We start from the raw sequence: 19679 nt of genomic DNA, 5'->3' as shown, positions 1-19679 counted from the left end.
GATAAATTCGGATTAGTAATTTAAATGAAAGTGGATTAACATCTCTAAGTAAAAACATACACAATATCTCTCCGCACAACTCAATAGTCTTATTGTATCATAATGTTTGTTTGTGTAATTAATTTTGCTTAACTACTTATTCAGCAAGCCCTAAATACTCAAACCCTAAGTGGCTCGTTGCTCCGACGCCGGCCGCTAGAAATATGCAATTTAAATCTACAACAGCTTAAAAAATAACTGATGACTACTCATATCGTTTCCGGTTGCATCACAATAATAAAATAGAGTCAACAGTTAACACTCAACCATTGAGTTTTTCCACCCCTCCTTCTACAGTCAACAGTCATTAGTCATTAGTCATCAGTCATTAGTCATTAGTCATCAGTCATTAGTCATTAGTCATTAGTCATTAGTTATCAGTCAACAGTCAACAGTCAACAGTAACAGGACTTTGGCTTCTCTGGCAATTGATCCTACTGCTAAATGTCCCCTGGTTAGTCCGCCGCCGACAATTAATATTTGTTCTCCGTGCAATTGTAAATTTCGCAAATCTACTTGATGGGAGTGCCGAATTCTTTCGGCGGGATGCTGTGTTTGAATTTGATTTACACACGCTGGTAAGCTGTTCTAGATTTAAATTGTATGTCAAAAAACAATAAAACTCTTGTGGCGTGGGCGTCCCGCCCGCGGAGAATATGCAATTTAAATGTGCGACAGCTTAAATGCGGTTTTCTACTGCCGGCGGCGACGATTACTCGGCGGGCGATCGCACTTTTTCCGTCTTCAAACCACAGGCGGAAACGGCCGGATTTCGGCTGAATGCGGGTTACTTTTGCTTTGATAACTCGATCGCCTAATTGCCACCGTTTAATTGTGTCGCCGCAAAATTCCTCAAATAACCGACTTCCGGGCAAATCTTCGGGGGGAAACAATTCCGAGGAGCGATTTTCGGCAAACCTCCGCAATTCCTAAGGGTTGGGCTCTCGGTGGTGCACGGAGGGCGATCGTAAATACCCAATTTCTCAAGCTGCAAATTGCCTCCGCCACTGAGTCAGCCATTCGCCGATCCGATCAAATGCTAAAATTTTATCCCGCCTGCTGTTGCTTTTTTTCAATATGTGTGATATTGGAGTCAGGGCTTGGGGCCCGGTGGCGATTAAAGCTCAATCAATTTGCGACTTGGCTACTGAGTTCGCTTGCATCGAGAATTGCAATTTGCCAATAATAAAAATTCAGATCATAGGTCGATCGAGCATCAAGTTTACGCCTTTGGAGAGCAAGCAGGAGGGATGTTACGCAGAAAGAGACAGCATTGTACGCAAAAGCTCAGAAACCCGCTTTCTGAGAGATTTATGCCCCTCCTGGAGGCACCTTGCCGCTCAGAAACCGGGTTTTTTAGCTCACCGAAATGAAAGCCGCGATCGGAAAGCGTCGGGGCGATCGTCCGTTGGCGTAGCGATCCCTCAAGGGGCCCTGTTCCGCCTACGGCAGCAGTGACTAATTCCTGACGGAATACATTAAGTTTAATTTGTCAATCAGTAATTCCTCTCCTGAAATTACACGATCGGTCAGTCCTCAACGCACACATACCAAAGAAACCGGGTTTTTTACCTCATCTTCGAGTACCAACCAAGTTTTTTCGTAAAAAAACCGGGTTTCTGATTTCCGGTGCGTAAGTCTTATCAGTCAAAAAAACTTAGCCGACTCGCAAGAAGGGCGCTTCCTCAATAATTGCCAGAGCCCGCTTTCGATGGTGGGCGAACCCTAATCTCTGCTTGCAGTGGGTGATTGACTTGGGTTAGTTTCATTGTCCGCTTCTGAACTTTGGCATTTAATACCTGATTCACTTCAGAGAGCTGGACAGGTTGTTGTGGCATCTAGGCAAATAATTAAGCTTGCTTGCGGGCGACTCCCAAGTGAGCAGCAATCGGGCGCAGAAACTCGATTTCCTCTGCTTGCGGCTTTAAATCCTGAGCCGCGCGAATTGTACTGATGGCATTAAATTATGAGCTAAACTAGACATTAGATATTATAGGCGATCGCCTTCTAGCATCCGTTTCAAAAACACTCTTAAGTACCCGATCGGCCTCGGAAGTTCCTCTTCAATGAACTGCTGTCGTTCAATCAGGGTTCGCGGAGTCATTTTCTACTTAGTCTCAACTGAAGTATCAACAGCTCTTACATAAAATATTAAGTCGGGTTTTTTAAATCGCTATATCATAATTTATTCTTCAAATTATGTTAAGAAAAATGTAATTAATGAATAGCACCGCAGATAGAGTCACAATAGTAGATAGTAACTCTAAAAAGCTTCAGACTTGACAGAAGCAGTAGGAATAACTGGGTATGGCTAGCATAACAAATCTTTTTCTCGGATATCACATTAACGAGCAAATATACGCAGGCACTCGAACTCTAGTTTATCGCGGCCTTCGCTCGGAAAATGGGCAGCCCGTCGTGATCAAACTGCTGCGAAATGACTTTCCCTGCTTCAACGAACTGGTGCACTTCCGCAACCAGTACGTCATTGCTAAAAACTTAGAGATCCCCGGCAGTGTCAAGGCATACAGCCTGGAGACTTACCAGAACCACTATGCTTTGGTGATGGAAGACTTTGGGGGAATTTCCTTAAGTAGTTACCTCGCTCGTCTAGTATCCGAGAGCAAGGAACCGCTAGAAGGCTTGCCCGTTAGCGAGTTTCTGCCCATGGCGATTCAAATTGCCAACTCCCTCGACGGACTTTATCGCCACCACGTCATCCATAAAGACCTCAAACCAGCCAACATTCTAATTAACCCCAGCAGCAAACAAGTCAAGCTGATTGACTTTAGCATCGCTTCCCTGCTGCCGCGCGAAACCCAAGAAATTCAAAATCCCAACGTCCTCGAAGGCACCTTACCTTACATATCTCCCGAACAAACTGGGCGAATGAATCGAGGCATTGATTACCGCACAGATTTCTACTCGCTGGGAGTCACCTTTTACGAATTACTAACAGGAAAGTTACCTTTCCAGACGGATGACCCAATGGATTTGGTACACTGCCACCTCGCCAAACAACCTATCCCAGCCTCAATAGTCAACCAGAACGTTCCATTGGTGCTGTCGAAGATTGTCAGCAAACTGATGGCGAAGAATGCTGAAGCTCGCTATCAAAGCGCCCTAGGACTCAAGTATGACTTAGAAACTTGCTTAGGCCAGTGGCAAGAGACAGGGACGCTGACTAACTTTGATTTAGGGCAGCGAGATTTGTGCGATCGCTTCATCATCCCAGAAAAATTATACGGTAGAGAAAACGAAGTATTCTCCCTGCTATCGGCCTTCGAGCGCGTGAGTGCCGGCAGCACCGAAATGATGCTCGTTGCCGGTTTCTCCGGCATTGGCAAAACCGCTGTTGTCAACGAAGTGCACAAACCAATAGTCAGACAGCGAGGCTACTTCATCAAAGGCAAATTCGACCAATTTGGGCGCAGCCAACCCTTCTCAGCTTTTGTACAAGCTTTTCGCGATTTAATGGGACAATTGCTCTCGGAAAGCGACGCTAAGGTTGAGCAGTGGAAGAGTCAAATCCTGGCAGCATTGGGCGAGAATGCTCAGGTAATTGTTGAGGTAATTCCCGAACTTGAACGTATTATCGGACAGCAACCGCCAGTCCCAGAACTTTCTGGCAGTGCCGCGCAAAATCGCTTTAATTTGTTTTTTGAAAAATTTATTCAGCTATTTACAAAAAAAGAACATCCTTTAGTAATTTTCTTGGACGATTTGCAATGGGCAGACTCAGCTTCATTGAAATTGATGCAACTGCTGATGAGCGACATTGATAACTGCTATCTCTTATTAATTGGAGCTTATCGGGATAACGAAGTTTTTCCAGCACATCCATTGATGCTGACCTTAGCAGAGATTCAAAAAACTGAAGCAAAGGTGAATACTATTACCTTAGCTCCCCTCGCTCAAGCAGACGTAAATTGTTTAGTTGTCGATACTCTAGCTTGTTCTACAGGGTTGGCTCTGCCTTTGACAGAACTCGTTTATCAGAAAACCCAAGGCAATCCATTTTTCAGCACACAATTCCTCAAATCTTTGCATGAAGATGGGCTAATTGAATTTAATTTTGAAGAGCGGTATTGGCAGTGCGATATTGCCCGAGTGCGAACCTTAGCACTAACAGATGATGTAGTAGAATTTATGGCAGTTCAGTTGCGAAAGTTGCCAACCCAGACACAGGAAGTTTTAAAGTTAGCTGCTTGTATTGGCAATCAGTTCGATTTAGGGAATTTAGCAATTGTTGATGAAAATTCCCCAGTAGAAACCGCAACAGCTTTATGGAAGGCACTAAAAGACGGGCTAATTTTACCCATTACCGAAGTTTATAAGTTTTATCAAGCAGAGGGGAATAGCGAATTAGTAATCGGTAATGGGAAGGAATCTGACCAATTATCAATTACCGATGACCAATTACCCAAATATAAGTTTTTACACGATCGCGTCCAACAAGCAGCCTATTCTCTCATTCCTGAAGACCAAAAGCGCTCTACTCACTTAAAAATCGGTCAACTGCTGTTAAAGAATACGCCAGAAGCCGATCGAGAAGAAAGAATGTTTGATATTGTCAATCACTTAAATGTAGGAGTTGAGCTAATTACCCCGGAGGCAGAACGGGAGCAATTAGCACACTTAAATCTGGTTGCTGGAAAGAAAGCAAAAGCTGCTACCTGCTATTCTAGTGCGGTTGAATATTTCAATGTTGGCAAGGAATTACTGACAGCAAATAGTTGGGAGAATCAATACGAACTAACATTAGCGCTGTATACAGAAGCAGCAGAGGCGACATATCTAAACGGTGACTTTGACCAGATGGAAAAATTAGCATCAGTCGTGGAAAACGGCGCCAAAACGCTACTGGACAAAGTGAAGGTATATGAAGTCCAGATGCAAGCTTATATGGCGCAAAATAAGCTACAGGAAGTCCTGAATACGGGATTACCAGTTTTAAAGCAGTTGGGGGTAGAGTTTCCTTCCGAACCGAATCCGGCTGATATTGGGCAGGCATTAGGGGAAACCGCGTCTATTTTGAGCGGCAAGCGAACTGAGGACTTAATAGATATCCCTCTGATGACAGATCCTCATCAACTGGCAACTATAAAGATGCTGTTAAGTATATTTGTTTCTGCCTACATAGCGCTGCCGTCCCTAGTGCCTTTAATAGTGAGCAAACAGGTTAATTTATCCGTTCAACATGGGAATGCTTCTGTGTCTCCCTATGCTTATACGTTATATGGTTTTTTTCTCTGTGGCATGGGAGATATTGAGCGGGGCTATCAGTTCGGTCAAATGGCTTTACGTCTCGTGTCAAAGTTGAATGCCAAAGAAATCCAAGCCAAGACATCCGCAATGGTGCATTCTAGTATTCAACCTTGGAAAGAACACATCCGAAATACTTTAAAACCTTTGCTGTCAGATTATACTTGTGGGCTGGAAACCGGAGAGTTAGAATTTGCTGGTTATGCTATCTATCAATACAGTTGTTACTCATATTTTGTTGGCAACCAACTAACGCAACTCGAACTAGAAATAGCAACCAATGCAGATGCGATTAGTAAAATTAACCGACAATCAGCACTTTCTTATCAGAAAATTTGTTGGCAAGCCGTTTTAAACTTGATAGGAAGAAGCGAAAATCCATGCCATTTAAAGGGAGAAGTCTACGACGAAGAGACAATGCTGCCACTATATCAGCAAACCAAGAATTACGTGGAAATTCATTACGTATACATACATAAAATTGTGCTTTGTTATCTGTTTGAAAATTACCCGGAAGCGTTGAAAAGTAGTGCTGAAATAGAAAGTTATTTGAGCGCAGCTTCAGGGCAGCTAACTATTGCTGTCTTCTATTTCTACGATTCTCTAGTGCGGCTGGCAGTGTATGCCGATACTCCACAGTCTGAACAACAGGAACTTCTCGACCGAGTACAAGCTAATCAAGAAAAAATGCAGAAATGGGCGCATCATGCCCCCATGAATCATCTGCATAAATTTTATCTAGTGGAGGCCCAACGGCATCGGGTTTTAGGCGAAAAAATAGAAGCGATCGAGATGTACGATAAGGCTATTGCCCTCGCCAAAGAGAACGAATACCTCAACGAGGAAGCTCTAGCTCACGAACTCGCTGCTAAATTCTACTTGGAATGGGGTAAAGAAAAACTAGCCAAACCCTATTTAATAGATGCTTACTATGCTTACGCTCGTTGGGGAGCAAAAGCAAAGATTGACCATCTAGAACAGCGCTATCCCCAATTACTTGCTCCGATCCTGCAACAGGAGCGAACTCGCCAGAATCCGACCGAAACAAGTCACATCTCCTGCAGTGAATCATCCCTATCTAACACGAATAGAACACTTATCGGTAGCACCAGCAGTTGGGGGGTAGTAGATTTGCCGACAGTTATCAAAGCTTCTCAAGCTCTATCTAGCGAAATAAAACTCGATCAATTGCTGACTACCCTCATGCAAGTGGTGGTGAAGAATGCCGGAGCACAAAGCGGAGCATTAATTTTGAATGAAGAGGGAAACTGGAGGATAAACATTCACTGCACAAACCGTGAAGACTGCCTTCTGCAATCAATTCCGGTTGAGGAGAGCGAAGTAATTCCTCTGACGCTGATCAACTACGTCAAACGTACAAAAGAAACCCTGATTTTTGATGATGCTAGCAATCAACCAAGATTTGCATCTGACCCCTACATGATCCAACACCAACCTCAGAGCCTGCTTTGCACTCCGATCAGCGAGCGAGGAAAAATGATGGGGATTTTGTATTTGGAAAATAATTTAGCAACAGGGATATTCACTAGCGATCGCGTCGCCATCCTCAACATCCTGTGCTCCCAAGCTGCAATTTCCTTACAGAATGCCCGACTGTATCAGCAATCCCAGGAATATGCCCAAAAACTAGAGCTTTATCTCAGGGATCTCAAGCAGATGCAACTGCAACTGGTACAGAATGAGAAGATGTCTGCTCTGGGAAATTTAGTCGCAGGGGTAGCCCACGAAATTAACAATCCCGTAGGCTTTATCGCCGGCAACTTACAACCTGCTCAAGAATATGTGGGGGATTTATTCAACTTGATTGATTTGTATCAAGAAAAATTTCCCAATCCGGGACGGGAAATTGAAACAGAAATTGAGGATATGGACTTGGAGTATTTGCGAGAAGATTTGCCAAAATTGATTGGATCGATGCAGGAAGGAGTCGATCGCATCCGCAATATCAGTACAAGTTTGAGAACGTTTTCCAGGGCCGATAGCGATCGACCAGTTTCTTTCAATATTCATGATGGAATCGAGAGCACTCTGCTGATTCTCAAGCACCGTTTAAAAGCCAGCGAGTTCCGCCCTGCCATTGAAGTTGTGAAAGACTATGGTAAATTGCCCCTAGTCAAATGCTTTCCCGGACAGTTAAACCAGGTATTTATGAATATACTGGCTAATGCCATTGACGCTCTGGAGGAGTCAAATAAGGGGCGCTGTTTTAGTGAAATTAAAGCTCGACCGAATCAAATCACGGTTCAAACTGTTCTGAGCGAATCCCAAAATCAGGTTTTAATTCGGATTAAGGATAATGGAGTGGGGATGTCGAACTCCGTCAAGGAAAACATCTTTAACCACTTATTCACAACCAAGCCTGTGGGTCAAGGAACCGGATTAGGATTGTCGATAGCCTACCAAATTGTTGTGGAAAAACATGGAGGTACATTAACAGTGAATTCCTCCCTCGGGCAGGGTTCGGAGTTTGTGATATCATGTCCGATCGATTAACCATAATATCCCGGTCGCTCGACCGGACATGATATGATTTGTATTCCGGTGTGAGCAGTTGGTAGTAGGGCTTCAGCGCAATTATCGCAATTAGCGCTGCCTGGCAACTACGAGATAGGTTATTAGAAAAAAGAGGGAACGAGGAACGGGGAACCAGCAAGAGGCTAGGGGTTCTCTTGCTAGGAACTAACGACTACGGACTAGGGAAAGAAAGAATCTAAACTAATTCCCCCATCTTGGGCCCGCACCTTTTTCGTGATTGAGACAGCGGTTTGCAACCGCCTGCTTTATAGACACTCTTCCCTTTTTTTGTGCCCGGTTTTGAGTTAAGAGTTCCCTTGAGATTCTAAGCCTCTACCTTCCCGAAAGGAAAACAGCTATCATGCTAGTGAGATTGTGGAGTAGAATTTCATGATTATAAAGTTGAATTTCCTAGCTGAAAACTCTATTTGAATTAACGAGGGCTTGCTGAATAAAAGCAGAAGGCAAGCCAGATAAAGGTTTTAATCTTTTTTTGACGCCCGCAAGTGCAAGTTATAGCATAAGCGAGGCTCAAAACCCTTGCACTTTCGTGGGAAGTTGCTGGGTGAACTACCTACATCAAACCGCTTAGGGTATGGTGTAGGCTTCCATCCTCACGGGAGATTGCCTCAACAACCGTGGATTTTTTACGTCCAGAGCGTTTTGGTCTTACATCCCCTCCGATGGCAGTAGCGCTAGTTCCTAACGCCAACATCCGCAAACCTTCATTTTTGATGTTGATCGCTGCATTAATATCGCGATCGTGTTTTTTTCCGCAATTTGGACAGTCTACAAACCGAACCTTCAAGCTATCAAAACCTTTCTGAAGTTCTGGAATGGGTAGCAAGGTTTCAGCACAAAGCTGAGACGAAGGAAAGAAACGGTTAATTTCGACATAATCATGACCGTATCTTTCTGCTTTGTATTTGAGCATCGTCAAAAACATTCCCCAACCTCGATCAGAAATTGCTCTGGCTAGGTTTGGATTTTTGACCATGTTCTTGACTGCAAGATCTTCCACCACAATTACTTGGTTTTCGTAGGCTATTTTGCGGGATAGCTTGTGTAGGAAGTCTTCGCGGATTTTCGCGATCTTTGCACACACTTTCGCAACGAGATTTTTCGCTTTGTTGCGATTGCTCGTACCTTTTTTACGTGCAAGTTTACGTTGCTTGCGTTTTTTGTTTCGTTCAAGCTTTTTCAGCTTGCGTTGTACAGGTTTAGTTTGGTTGTGTTTCTCGCCTTCACTGGTAATTGCGAAGTCTTTCAGCCCTAAATCCACACCGATAGCAGGGTTTTCCGCAACGATTTTTTCTGGTTCAAATTCGAACATAATCGATGCAAAATACTTACCTTCAGTGGTTTTAGAGACAGTGACACAACCTTGCTTACCCGTGGGAAGAACACGATGAAATACGGTTTTAACAGTTCCCAATGTGCCGGGGAATTTGATTGCTTTTTCCTCAGTTAGTAGCGTGACGTTTTGAGGATATCCTACCGACTGCTTACCGAACTTCTTCTTGAAAGTTGGGTATTTGGCATGACCTTCAAAAAAGTTTTGGAAAGCAGTCGAAAGATTGAACGTGACACGTTGAAGAGATTGAGAATAGGCAATTCCCAACCATTCAAATTCACGTTTCAAATCAGGAAGCAATCGATCCATTGCAGCTTTAGAAAGACCTTTTCCAGTTTCTTTGTAGGTAGTCGTGGTTTTATTCAGCATGAAGTTGTATAACCAACGACAATTACCGAACGTTTGAGCTAAATATTGTTCTTGCTCTGGACTAGGATAGATTCTGACTTTGACTGCGTGATACACTGGTTACGACCTCTACCGTGTTTATACATTCATGGTAACACACTTTTCCAGAGTGTGTATAAAGTTACTGTTAAGTTACGTGAGAGATTTGTTTGTTTCGTCGTGATTCCCTTCCCTCGCTTTCAGCATTGGTCACGGAATCCTCCTCAACTTGCCTCGCATTCATCTGACACCAAATCAAAGATTATGGTGTGAGCCTTCTGCTGCTGCAAGGTAAATTTGAGAAATAAGCGACAAACTTAATATTTTTTAAGCTGTGTGGCGCTAGCTTATTGACTCTGTAGACTTTTTCAGCAAGCCCTAACTAATTTTTGATAGGGCAATTGATAATATGATAAGGTGCGCGCACCCTACGTTGATGAGGTGCGCGCTTGCCACTTGATGCTTGGATGTACGGAGAGGGTGGGATTTGAACCCACGTTAGAGTCACCCCTAAAGTAGATTTCGAGTCTACCGCATTCAACCGCTCTGCCACCTCTCCAATTGATTTGAGATGTGAGCTAAATGTATTTTACCGCACAGTGCGCCACATTGTAAATCTTTACAGAAAAGAAGTTTGATTTTCTTCTGATTCCAGAGTGGTCTTAAATCCCGCTGCTGGCGTCCACTGGAGGGCTCCGTCGCGCCCTGTCCAGAATATTTGGGTTTTGCTTTGGCGCAGTTGGGCGGCGGTTTCTGGGTCGATTTCGTTAGCAGATGCGATCGCCACTTTGGGCCCCACTGCGCTTAATAACTCAGCCGTCAGGGTTTTTCCCGACCACCACAGCACTTGAGCCGGCTTCAATGTTCCCGTTGCTGCCAATTTTGTTTGCGCTTCCGGTGTCATTTCACCGACGAGCAACCAAGTTCGATCGCCCACGAGCAATTCTACCACCGGAATCTCCGCATTCACCAACTGCAACCGCGTCGAACCCAGATCGACTGTACTGTTAGTTTCTAAAGGAAAGTAAACGCCAAGGCGAGATTGCACAGCCGTTATAAATTCCTGATTGCTGCCACGGTGAATTTGTTTCGGAGCGTTGTTATCATAAAATGTTTTAATTGGCAAGCGTTCTAGTAATTTTCCCCAACCGCCGCTCAAACCTAAATGACCGTGAGTGGCGATCGCAAAATTCACCGAATTAATTCCTTGCTGCTGCAAAAAAGGCAACACTGTAAACCTTACGGTATTTTCATCACCGCTATTAATTAGCGCCACTTTTCCCCGCTCTTGAATTACGAAAACAGGCTCACCAGATGTCGCCAACAAAGTAACTTGAAATAAAGATGCTTGAACGTGCCAAGCTGGCAAAACTATGATACCCAATCCCGCCACAACCGCCAGGGGTAAAATCCAAGCCGAAGAAAAAACAGGCAGCGTAATAACTCTGCTTTTCCCCTTCTTCCCTCTCCCCTTTTCTGGTTTTTTTCCTCGGACTTGTTGCTTGTTGCTTGTTGCTTGTTGCTTGTTCCTGACCTCCGTTAAATCCCGTACAGTGCTGGTTGCCGAACTTCTTCCCCCGATCCAAACCCAGCAAATTAAACTGTAAAGTGCGATTAGCTGAAACACCGATACTTGACCGACAGCTACCGAATTACCGGGTAATTGCGAGAAATATTCGGCGATCGCAATTAACCCTTTTGCCGGATAATCCAGCAGTTGCGCTAAAACACTGCCAGCAGGCGGAAAAATCAATCCAGCTAAAGCGCTAATCATCCCCCCAATACTCAAAATCCACAGCAAAGGAGCCACAATAATATTGACTAAAATGCTGTAAGGTGATACCACACTAAAAACGTAAAGTAGCAGCGGCAGCACCCAAACAGAAGCGGCGATTGGAACTACAACAATTGAAGCGATCGCGGGCGGCATCCAGTCCAACTTTGCCATCAGCGGGGGCGTTGTCACTATTAACCCCAAAGTCGCCAAAAAACTCAGTTGAAAACCTAAATCCCAAATCCACAAAGGGTTAACTAGCAGTAAAATAGTAGCAGCGATTAACAGCAATCCCAGCGGCTTAACTTGGCGGTTCAGCACCAAAGCAAATAGTGTTCCAAATCCCATCAAAGCGGCGCGGCATACTGAAGCTTCAAAGCCAGTTAACCCCACGAGCAAAAATAAAGCACCGACCCCAAAGCTAAATTGCAATTGTTTGGAAAAATGCCTGGTTAAAGCTAGAACTAAAGCCAAAACCATCGAAACTTGAGTGCCGGAAGCGGCGATCGCGTGGGCTAATCCAGCCTGCACAAAAGAGTCGCGGATGTTGTAAGGTAAATCGACTGCTTGTTTGCCGAGGGCGATCGCACTGATCAAGGGCCCTTCGGGAACATTCAACTGCGATAGTTGCGATCGCACGATCCGCTGCCGCATCGCTTGAATTGTCGATGGCCGCATCCCGCTGGGCTCCCAGAAAACATCCGCTTGGTTGTTAACTCGATTTACATCCGCGATCGCATTTTCTCTCCTCCAGTCAATTTGACGCCCTTTGAGCCCTGCAAATGCTCCTTCTCTGGCTAAATATGCTTGAAAATCAAAAGCCCCCGGATTCGACGGTGGCTGCGGTTGGTACAAGGAGCCCACAACTGCGATCGTATTGTCGGCGTACAAACTTGTTGCTTGCAGCAGCGGCACTGTAACGTAGAGTTTGCCGGATACTGGGCGGTTTACAACTACTCCTCCCTCACCGCCGTTGATTTCGCTAACCAAATCTGTTTCTAGCCAAAATTGCGATCGACCCGATCGAGTCAATCGGGGCGTACTGACCACTCTACCGCGAACTGTCACCGCCACTTCTTGAGTGTTGCCGCCAGCCGGAATCAGTTTGCTGATGTCATTAATTGCCGGTTGGGGCGATCGAACTGCAAAATAAACGCTAGCTAAAAATGCCACCAAACCCGCCACTGCCCACACCCATTTCGCTCTCGGCAGCCTTTCCAACAAACTCAATTCTTCCCTGGCATCTAAGGGTTCTTCAAGAGCATTTTCTTTTTTTCGGCTGCGTCTTTTCTTAGTAACTTTGACAGAATTTTTAGTAAACTTTCGCAACAATTTCGGCAGGGCGATCGCCACCGCTATTCCCAAAGCAAGTATCCCGTATCTACCCCAAGGAACCCCTGTAGAAATCAATCCCAAAATGTAAGCTAGACAGAAAATGACACCCGTTGCTTGATTCATTAATTAGTAATTCAGAGGGGGAATATTTCAGGAAAATCGATGCCGGACTTATGCACTCCTTACCCAATAAACCGGGTTTGTCAACCCGAGTAAAAAGCTAAACGCCGTGAATTTGGGTAAAAAACCCGGTTTCTGGCTACCCGTGCGTAAGTTATAGCAAAATTTCTTTCCTTACATTCTTTCCCTTCCTCTTCCTCTTCTAAATAGACAGGCCCAATTTTAAACCGAAAGCCGCGTGTAGCACCATAAGTGCAAGAGCCGTCGTGCCTAAATAAGCGTGAACCGCGCGCAGTGCTAGCTTATTGCCTCCAAAACCCGTCAGCGAAATCAAGCTGCCAATAGCCAGCAAAACCAGCACTGCCGAACCCGTCCAAAAATGCGGACTTTCCATGACTGGCTGGTGCTGCATCACCAGCGACAGCAAGCCACCTGTATAGCCCAAAGCTAGAAACAGAAACATCCACGGTGCAAGCTTGCGGTGATCCGAGCGACTTTTGAGTGCGACATCTTTATCAGCGGCTAAACGTCCCTGCCATCCCGTATACCCGACAAAACTGCCCATCGCCACCACCACGATCCCCATCATTACAGGGTGTCCCCAATGGGTAATTGGTTCGGGAATTCCTAGACTGCGAAATTGACTGGCGATGGGTTCTAGAAGTTCGCTTAAATTTACCATTTGATACTGACGCCAAACTTGGCGATAAATATTTTCGGACTAATCATTAAAATATTATAAAATATTAGTGTAGCAACCGCGATCGCGCACTTCAAAGAGCCGTTTAACCTGAGGGCCAAACATTGCCCCGAAGCCTAGATCTACGAAAAACTTAGCCGGCTTTAGCCGGCTGTGAGATTTTTACAGCAGTGATGCTGCTTGAAGTTAATTCTTAGCTTTATCAGCTAAATCGAAGAGCAAAAATAAACGCAATTCGCCCGCAGCACGTTACAGCCCAGGGGCTACCTTTCGCCCAATCTTCACAGCCTCATCCTCACTCTGGATGTTAAATTTTACCTGCCTGCTCAAAGTTAATTTCAATTCCTTGATTTTTGAATGCCAAAGTGAGAAATTAACATCGCAGCCGACGAGCAGTCGCACTTCTACATTTTGCTAATCGCTCTCAAGGGAGAATCAACTGCTGAAAAAAAAACTAGAGGTTCCAAGTTTGAGACTTCTTGCATAAAGTATGCCGTCTGCCCCGGCCCACTTCGATCGACTGAGCGCTCAACTGTCTGAAGGCACCCTGAAAGCACCCTTGTCTGTTGAGCAGCCATCGCTGTGCAACGCGTTAACCCTCTCAACTAACTCGCTGGGGATTCGGTTGTAGCAGACAAGAAGTGACTTTCTTGCGTCGCCTTCCTCGGAACCGTGCAATCGCTAAACTCACTGCGCCGTCGCTAAAGTAGCTTCCGAAGGTTGGATTTGATACTTTACGAGATTTGCCAGTTCTTGTAACTGATTAATAGCTTCTGCACCTTCTAGTTTCATGAGTTCGCGGTCGTCCCGCATCTCAGTCCAAGTGATACCGTAATCTGACACTAAAAATCGAATCAGATGGTTGTCCGTCAAACTGACCATAAATGAGGCACTGTTCATCTGACCCCCGCAAGTGTAGCAGGATGCCAGATAACCCCGATGCTCTAGCACGATCGCTAAAGCTTGGAGGTTCATTACCAAATCTTGAACGAATTTACGGTGTTGTTCTGCAAGTCTCAGAAACACAGTTCTCCTCCTATCACCACACCGTGTATTTTACATCCCATTTAATAATTTCTTAATAAGTGGGTATTTAGGTGCTGGTTCAGTATACGTTTAGTATGCTCAAAAAAAATCGGATTAGCGACCTCTTCAGCTTACCTATACTAGATTAACCGAGTTGCGCTCGAAACGAAGTATCAGCAGCGACATTCAGCCAAAACACGCTCTCGCCCCGGACTCCAGCCTGAAAATTTGCTTGCTGTGACGGCTGATTCAGCCGTCACAGAGCCCAAAGATACAAATAACTAATGATAGCAATGAAATTAGTTAAGTATAAGAGTTCAATCGCCCTGGGGATACTCGTCCCAAAGCGTCGTTGTCTGCCGCAAGCTGCGAAAATCGCCATTCCCCAAAATCAAGTGATCGAGCAGCGGAATCGATAAAAACTGCGCTCCCGCCAGCAACTGTCGCGTCAAAGCAATATCCTCCGGGCTTGGATCCACAATCCCCGAGGGGTGATTGTGCGAGATAATCGCCCGCGTCGCCCCCTGGCGGATCACCTCCCGAAAAATATCCCGTGGGTGAGCCAAAGTTTCCGTTGCTGTGCCGATGGTAATTATCTGAGTACCCAGCAGCCGATTTTTCACATCCAGCAGCACCACAGCAAAACGTTCCTGAGACTGCCACATCAAATCCTGACTCAGGGCATCCGCCGCCGCTTGCGGAGAGTCCACCACAGCCATTTCCGGCGGCCGCGACTGAAACACCCGCTTCCCCAACTCCACCGCAGCCAAAATCGAAGTCGCCTTAGCAGGGCCAATCCCGTGAATCTGCGTCAACTCCTGAACGCTAATACTCCGCAGCACAGCCAGAGGATCGCGCGAATGCAAACTCAACTGATTTAAAATATACTGTCCGAGTCCGACGGCGGAAAGTTTGCCTTGTCCCTGACCCGTACCCAGCAGAATTGCAATCAATTCCGCTGTCGCCAAACTTTTCGGGCCACCCGCCATCAGTCGCTCCCGCGGCCGTTCACTCGTTGGCAAATCGACAATTCTCAAGCTGTAAGTCATAGCTGCACCAGTACCGAAAGCTCAACAATTACATGATTTTAGCCGATCGATTTGCGTTCTTCAATTGGTACACTCACCGAAAAAAGCCTTCATCATTAACAGATCGTTGGAGTGGGCATCCCGCGAGCGATATTCTCCCCACTAACCTTGACAAAATCGAATATATTTGTTAATCTTACGCTTAAGAAATCACGCGAGTTTTACTCACACAAAAGGCTCTTATCTCCCTAGCAAGTTGATTTACTTTCACGGCGACTAATTAGTTTTCGATTCAAAAACTAATTAGTCGCCGTGAACCCAGTATAAAGCTCGATCCGAGGCGGGATTAGCATCGGACTAATGCCGGAACTACCGTAGGTAAACAACTAGGGAGAAAACAAAATGAAATTCACTCCCGAGAAATTCAGTCCACAGGCGATCGCAAGGTTAGCTTTTACTATGGTAGGAGCAATAGCCTTCGGTTATTTCAAAGCTCAGATGTCGCCGCCAAGTCCCAACTGGGAACCCGGTCAAAAAAATTGAGCAATCTTATACAATTAAATGTCAAAAAGGAGAGTGTGAATCTAAGAATACCACATCTTTTGATGAGATAAATTCCTAGTGACCTCAAAAGGTAAGAATTTAATAATAATATTTAAATAAAATTCATTTATTCGGGAGCTATATGATAATGATTATTTAAGGTTGTTGGCTTGTTCGAGGTGAGATAACTGTATAGTCATGCACATCGAACAAATAGCCAACCACAATTTAAAATCACTAATTTCTCCAGAATCTGCGCAGACCTTGAGATTTGATAATAGCATTGATGGGATTGCAGCACTGAGAGGGCTCAAAATTAGAGAGTTAACGACAAACAGTAGGGGTGCGGAATGTGAATTAAAAAAACTTGGTTTCTCGCCCTCCAGGTTCAAGTCCTGGTAAAATTCTTTGTAACGCTGCCAGAAAAGTGAGGTGGGAACTCAGCACCCTAGGTTCAGCACAAAGGTGCGCTGACCCTAAATTCTGCCAATTCAGTTGAGGCCAGCAGCCCCGAGGAAACTGCTTGTGGCGGCTTACCTGCTGTAACCCCAACCAAAAGGAACGAAACTGCCATCAACCCGCCGTACAAGGCAGTCGCTCGCTTGCGAGTTCTCAGTCCCACCCATTGAGGATTTAGCAGACCCAGACAAAAAGCCGGCGTTGAAAACATGAATGTTAATACAAACAAGCTGGACATAAGGCACCTCCGACTCGCGAACTGCAGCGCTCAATTACTTTTATATCCAATTAATAGGTCAAATAATCCGCTAAAAAAAGTTACAATTTAGAATTTATGACTTTGGACTTATTAGCTTGTATTAAGAAATAATAAAAATCGGTTAAATCTCTTACTTTAGGTAGTTGTAAAAAAAATAGCTTTTAAAAGAACCCGAAAATTCAGCTTAAAATAGAAAGTAAATTCCTCACTCAAAATATGAAAGTCCGCTTTAACGTAGTCCGCCAAAATCAAAACGAGGCTCCCCGGGTTCATACTTACACCCTAGAGGTGGAAGAGAGCAATACCATCCTCGACTGCCTCAACAGCATCAAGTGGGAACAGGACGGCACTTTAGCTTTTCGCAAAAATTGCCGCAATACAATTTGCGGCAGTTGTTCTATGCGAATTAACGGTCGCTCGGCATTAGCTTGCAAAGAAAATGTGGCCAGCGAACTCGCAAGACTGGAAAAAATAGCTGATTCCAGCTCAGCAGAAAAGCCTGCCGATTTCATCCCAGAAATCACGGTAGCCCCAATGGGAAATATGCCGGTAATTAAAGATTTGGTTGTTGACATGACGAGTTTTTGGGACAACTTGGAAGCAGTGGAGCCCTATGTCAGCACAGCCTCGCGAGCAATTCCAGAACGCGAATTTCTGCAAACTCCACAAGAGCGATCGAAACTCGACCAAACCGGCAACTGCATCCTCTGCGGTGCGTGCTATTCTGAGTGCAACGCCCGCGAAGTCAACCCGGAATTTGTCGGTCCCCACGCCCTCGCCAAAGCTTACCGCACGATCGCCGACGGACGCGACAGCGAAACCGAAAATCGGCTCGAAAAATACAACGAAGGCACCTCTGGCGTCTGGGGATGCACCCGCTGTTACTACTGCAACTCGGTTTGTCCGATGGAAGTTGCGCCGATGGATCAAATTGGTAAGATTAAACAAGAGATTCTCGATCGCAAAGATGACCAAGCGAGCCGATCGATCCGCCACCGCAAAGTTTTAATCGATCTGGTCAAAGAAGGCGGCTGGATAGACGAGCGCAAATTTGGCATCGAAGTAGTAGGAAACTACTTCCGCGACGTTAAAGGTTTGCTGAGTCTGGGCCCCTTGGGTTTGAGAATGATCGCTCGCGGCAAGTTCCCGCTGTTTTTTGAGCCTTCAGAAGGTACCGAAACTGTGCGAAATCTGATCGAATCGGTTCAAAATTTAGAAAACTCAGCAGATTAGCGATCGGCTGTCATTTTCCTGGTAAATTACAAGTTGTGCGATCGCAAAGCTTCCCAAAAGTCATCACTCAAAACACGAAACTTAAAACTTTTCAATGACTGCTAAAACTCCTCCATCCCCAAAACCGACAACCCCAAATACTCCAAAGCAAGTAGAACCAGCCTTTGGCTGGAGTGCCTACGCCGAACAAATCAACGGACGATTTGCGATGGTGGGATTCGTGGCACTTTTGCTGCTAGAATTCTTTACCCGCCAGGATTTTTTCACCTGGCTGGGCTTGCGTTAAAGTAATCAAAATCAATTAAAAAAGGAAGCTGAAAAATTATCTATATTTCAGCTTCCTTTTGATTTGTAAGAGTTATTTAAAATACAGTTTATAGCCTTTTTCAGTAACATGAGGTGCTCTCGCGGGCATAGGCCTCCGTGGGCATAGGCCTCCGTGGGCATAGGGCATCAGTTGCGAGGGGTGTGTACCTCACTTTATTGAAAAAGGCTATATCAAATTAGAGGTAGGATATTATAACATTTATAGTGGCATACAAATATATGAATTTAGCAAAGTGGATAGTAGTTGCTTGTAGTGCGATCGGTCTAACATTATGTGGAAATGGACTTGGAGCGAAAGCCGCCGAAACGCAACCGGGAAACAGTGAACGAACATTTACTGATTGGTGTCGTGAAAAAGCTGATTTGAGTCCTGAAGCTAAACTTACTGTTGAGGTACTGTTGAACACAGCAGGGACTACTGAATGCGAGGCGGCTAATCAGAAACTTTCGAGTCTCACGGAACTCAATCTCAACTTCCATGGAATCAGCGACATCAAACCGCTAGAATCCTTGACTAAATTGGCTGTACTCTTCCTCTCCACCAATGACATCAGCGACATCAAACCGCTAGAATCCTTGACTAACCTGACTAAGCTCGAACTCTACGACAATGAAATCAACGACATCAAACCGCTAGAATCCTTGACTAACCTGACTACGCTCTACCTCCAAAACAATGAAATCAACGACATCAAACCGCTAGAATCCTTGACTAACCTGACTGTGTTGACCCTCGACAAGAATCAAATCAGCGATATCAAACCGCTAGAATCCTTGACTAACCTGACTATTCTCTCCCTCGACTACAATCAAATCAGTGACATCAAACCGCTAGAATCCTTGACTAACCTGACTGAACTCTATCTCGACTACAATCAAATCAGTGACATCAAACCGCTAGAATCCTTGACTAACCTGACTGAACTCTATCTCGAAGACAATCAAATCAGTGACATCAAACCGCTAGAATCCTTGACTAACCTGACTGAACTCTATCTAAACGAAAACCCGATCGCTCCGGAAACTTGCCCTCTCAAGCCAGAGTCTATCTGTAAGTGGGCATCCAGATTGCCAAAAGCTTACTTACCTCTCCCCTAAAAAAAGATACCAGCTTATTGATAGTCTGATCGATCGGTATTGCAAACAGCGTGTTGTAGCCCACATTCCGCAGATGTGGGTCGGATTTTTTTATCTGTTGTTAAAACTTGGAAGCGAAACGCTTTTGGGCTGAAATTATGCAGTTTTAGCATTACAGAAGTTTGTCAAATTTACCTAAACTAAGTAAGTTGAAATAA

General features: G+C 45.0%; 14 protein-coding genes and 1 tRNA gene. 6 read left to right on the top strand and 9 right to left on the bottom strand.

Annotation, left to right across the window (positions count from 1 at the left end; genetic code table 11):
- Positions 1 to 420 precede the first annotated feature (420 nt).
- Both ACUVJL_RS40000 and ACUVJL_RS39995 read right to left on the bottom strand, forming a co-directional pair.
- The gene (locus ACUVJL_RS40000; protein WP_445250895.1) at positions 421 to 549 is read right to left on the bottom strand and encodes a hypothetical protein; all 129 of its coding nucleotides are present in this window, start codon (positions 547 to 549) and stop codon (positions 421 to 423) included.
- Between the two features lie 56 nt (positions 550 to 605).
- The gene (locus tag ACUVJL_RS39995) at positions 606 to 932 is read right to left on the bottom strand and encodes a hypothetical protein (protein WP_445250894.1); all 327 of its coding nucleotides are present in this window, start codon (positions 930 to 932) and stop codon (positions 606 to 608) included.
- Between the two features lie 283 nt (positions 933 to 1215).
- Here ACUVJL_RS39995 and ACUVJL_RS39990 point away from each other — a divergent pair, with 283 nt between their 5' ends.
- Together ACUVJL_RS39990 and ACUVJL_RS39985 are read left to right on the top strand one after the other, a co-directional pair.
- Positions 1216 to 1497, top strand: coding sequence for a hypothetical protein (locus ACUVJL_RS39990; RefSeq protein WP_445250893.1), 282 nt, complete (start codon positions 1216 to 1218; stop codon positions 1495 to 1497).
- 849 nt (positions 1498 to 2346) lie between these two features.
- Positions 2347 to 7818 carry a trifunctional serine/threonine-protein kinase/ATP-binding protein/sensor histidine kinase gene (locus ACUVJL_RS39985; RefSeq protein WP_445250892.1) on the top strand — a complete coding sequence of 1824 codons (5472 nt, stop codon included), beginning with the start codon at positions 2347 to 2349 and terminating at the stop codon, positions 7816 to 7818.
- Positions 7819 to 8413: 595 nt separating this feature from the next.
- On the opposite strand, the gene ACUVJL_RS39980 is transcribed toward ACUVJL_RS39985, so the two are convergent.
- From ACUVJL_RS39980 to radC, 6 genes are all read right to left on the bottom strand, one after another.
- On the bottom strand, positions 8414 to 9658 hold the full coding sequence (locus ACUVJL_RS39980) for an RNA-guided endonuclease InsQ/TnpB family protein (RefSeq protein WP_445250891.1): 1245 nt from the start codon (positions 9656 to 9658) through the stop codon (positions 8414 to 8416).
- Between the two features lie 394 nt (positions 9659 to 10052).
- A tRNA-Ser gene (locus tag ACUVJL_RS39975) sits at positions 10053 to 10139 on the bottom strand.
- A gap of 60 nt (positions 10140 to 10199) precedes the next feature.
- A complete protein-coding gene (locus ACUVJL_RS39970; protein WP_445250890.1) occupies positions 10200 to 12812 on the bottom strand; it encodes a ComEC/Rec2 family competence protein in 2613 nt (870 codons plus the stop codon).
- Positions 12813 to 13011: 199 nt separating this feature from the next.
- Positions 13012 to 13491 (bottom strand): DUF4079 domain-containing protein, encoded by a 480-nt coding sequence (locus ACUVJL_RS39965; protein ID WP_333439188.1) that lies wholly within the window; start codon positions 13489 to 13491, stop codon positions 13012 to 13014.
- A gap of 705 nt (positions 13492 to 14196) precedes the next feature.
- Positions 14197 to 14535 (bottom strand): DUF1815 family protein, encoded by a 339-nt coding sequence (locus tag ACUVJL_RS39960; RefSeq protein WP_015176985.1) that lies wholly within the window; start codon positions 14533 to 14535, stop codon positions 14197 to 14199.
- A 317-nt stretch (positions 14536 to 14852) separates the two neighbouring features.
- Complete coding sequence (radC, locus tag ACUVJL_RS39955) at positions 14853 to 15584, bottom strand: RadC family protein (RefSeq protein WP_445250889.1); 732 nt, start codon at positions 15582 to 15584, stop codon at positions 14853 to 14855.
- Positions 15585 to 15965: 381 nt separating this feature from the next.
- On the opposite strand from radC, the gene ACUVJL_RS39950 reads away from it, so the two are divergent.
- Entirely contained in the window at positions 15966 to 16106 is a 141-nt protein-coding gene (locus tag ACUVJL_RS39950; RefSeq protein WP_445250888.1) for a hypothetical protein, read from the top strand.
- Between the two features lie 454 nt (positions 16107 to 16560).
- Here the strand turns inward: ACUVJL_RS39950 and ACUVJL_RS39945 are convergent, their stop codons facing one another.
- Positions 16561 to 16803: a hypothetical protein gene (locus ACUVJL_RS39945; protein WP_445250887.1), complete on the bottom strand. Its 243-nt coding sequence runs from the start codon at positions 16801 to 16803 to the stop codon at positions 16561 to 16563.
- A gap of 237 nt (positions 16804 to 17040) precedes the next feature.
- Here ACUVJL_RS39945 and ACUVJL_RS39940 point away from each other — a divergent pair, with 237 nt between their 5' ends.
- The 3 genes from ACUVJL_RS39940 (at position 17041) to ACUVJL_RS39930 (ending at position 19482) form a co-directional block, all read left to right on the top strand.
- Positions 17041 to 18057, top strand: a complete 1017-nt coding sequence (locus ACUVJL_RS39940; protein WP_445250886.1) for a succinate dehydrogenase/fumarate reductase iron-sulfur subunit — start codon at positions 17041 to 17043, stop codon at positions 18055 to 18057.
- A 94-nt stretch (positions 18058 to 18151) separates the two neighbouring features.
- The gene (locus tag ACUVJL_RS39935) at positions 18152 to 18343 is read left to right on the top strand and encodes a chlorophyll a/b-binding protein (RefSeq protein ID WP_333134938.1); all 192 of its coding nucleotides are present in this window, start codon (positions 18152 to 18154) and stop codon (positions 18341 to 18343) included.
- Between the two features lie 260 nt (positions 18344 to 18603).
- Positions 18604 to 19482 carry a leucine-rich repeat domain-containing protein gene (locus ACUVJL_RS39930; RefSeq protein ID WP_445250885.1) on the top strand — a complete coding sequence of 293 codons (879 nt, stop codon included), beginning with the start codon at positions 18604 to 18606 and terminating at the stop codon, positions 19480 to 19482.
- Positions 19483 to 19679 lie beyond the last annotated feature (197 nt).

It is taken from the genome of Microcoleus sp. OTE_8_concoct_300, from assembly GCF_031383065.1.
Classification (GTDB): domain Bacteria; phylum Cyanobacteriota; class Cyanobacteriia; order Cyanobacteriales; family Microcoleaceae; genus Microcoleus.
This window is presented reverse-complemented; position numbering and strand designations above follow the sequence as displayed.

Excerpts from the sequence above, each read along its gene's own strand:
- ACUVJL_RS39985 (WP_445250892.1), top strand. The coding sequence starts at position 2,347 with ATGGCTAGCATAACAAATCTTTTTCTCGGATATCACATTAACGAGCAA.
- ACUVJL_RS39970 (WP_445250890.1), bottom strand. The coding sequence starts at position 12,812 with ATGAATCAAGCAACGGGTGTCATTTTCTGTCTAGCTTACATTTTGGGA.
- ACUVJL_RS39965 (WP_333439188.1), bottom strand. The coding sequence starts at position 13,491 with ATGGTAAATTTAAGCGAACTTCTAGAACCCATCGCCAGTCAATTTCGC.
- radC (WP_445250889.1), bottom strand. The coding sequence starts at position 15,584 with ATGACTTACAGCTTGAGAATTGTCGATTTGCCAACGAGTGAACGGCCG.
- ACUVJL_RS39950 (WP_445250888.1), top strand. The coding sequence starts at position 15,966 with ATGAAATTCACTCCCGAGAAATTCAGTCCACAGGCGATCGCAAGGTTA.
- ACUVJL_RS39945 (WP_445250887.1), bottom strand. The coding sequence starts at position 16,803 with ATGTCCAGCTTGTTTGTATTAACATTCATGTTTTCAACGCCGGCTTTT.
- ACUVJL_RS39940 (WP_445250886.1), top strand. The coding sequence starts at position 17,041 with ATGAAAGTCCGCTTTAACGTAGTCCGCCAAAATCAAAACGAGGCTCCC.
- ACUVJL_RS39935 (WP_333134938.1), top strand. The coding sequence starts at position 18,152 with ATGACTGCTAAAACTCCTCCATCCCCAAAACCGACAACCCCAAATACT.
- ACUVJL_RS39930 (WP_445250885.1), top strand. The coding sequence starts at position 18,604 with ATGAATTTAGCAAAGTGGATAGTAGTTGCTTGTAGTGCGATCGGTCTA.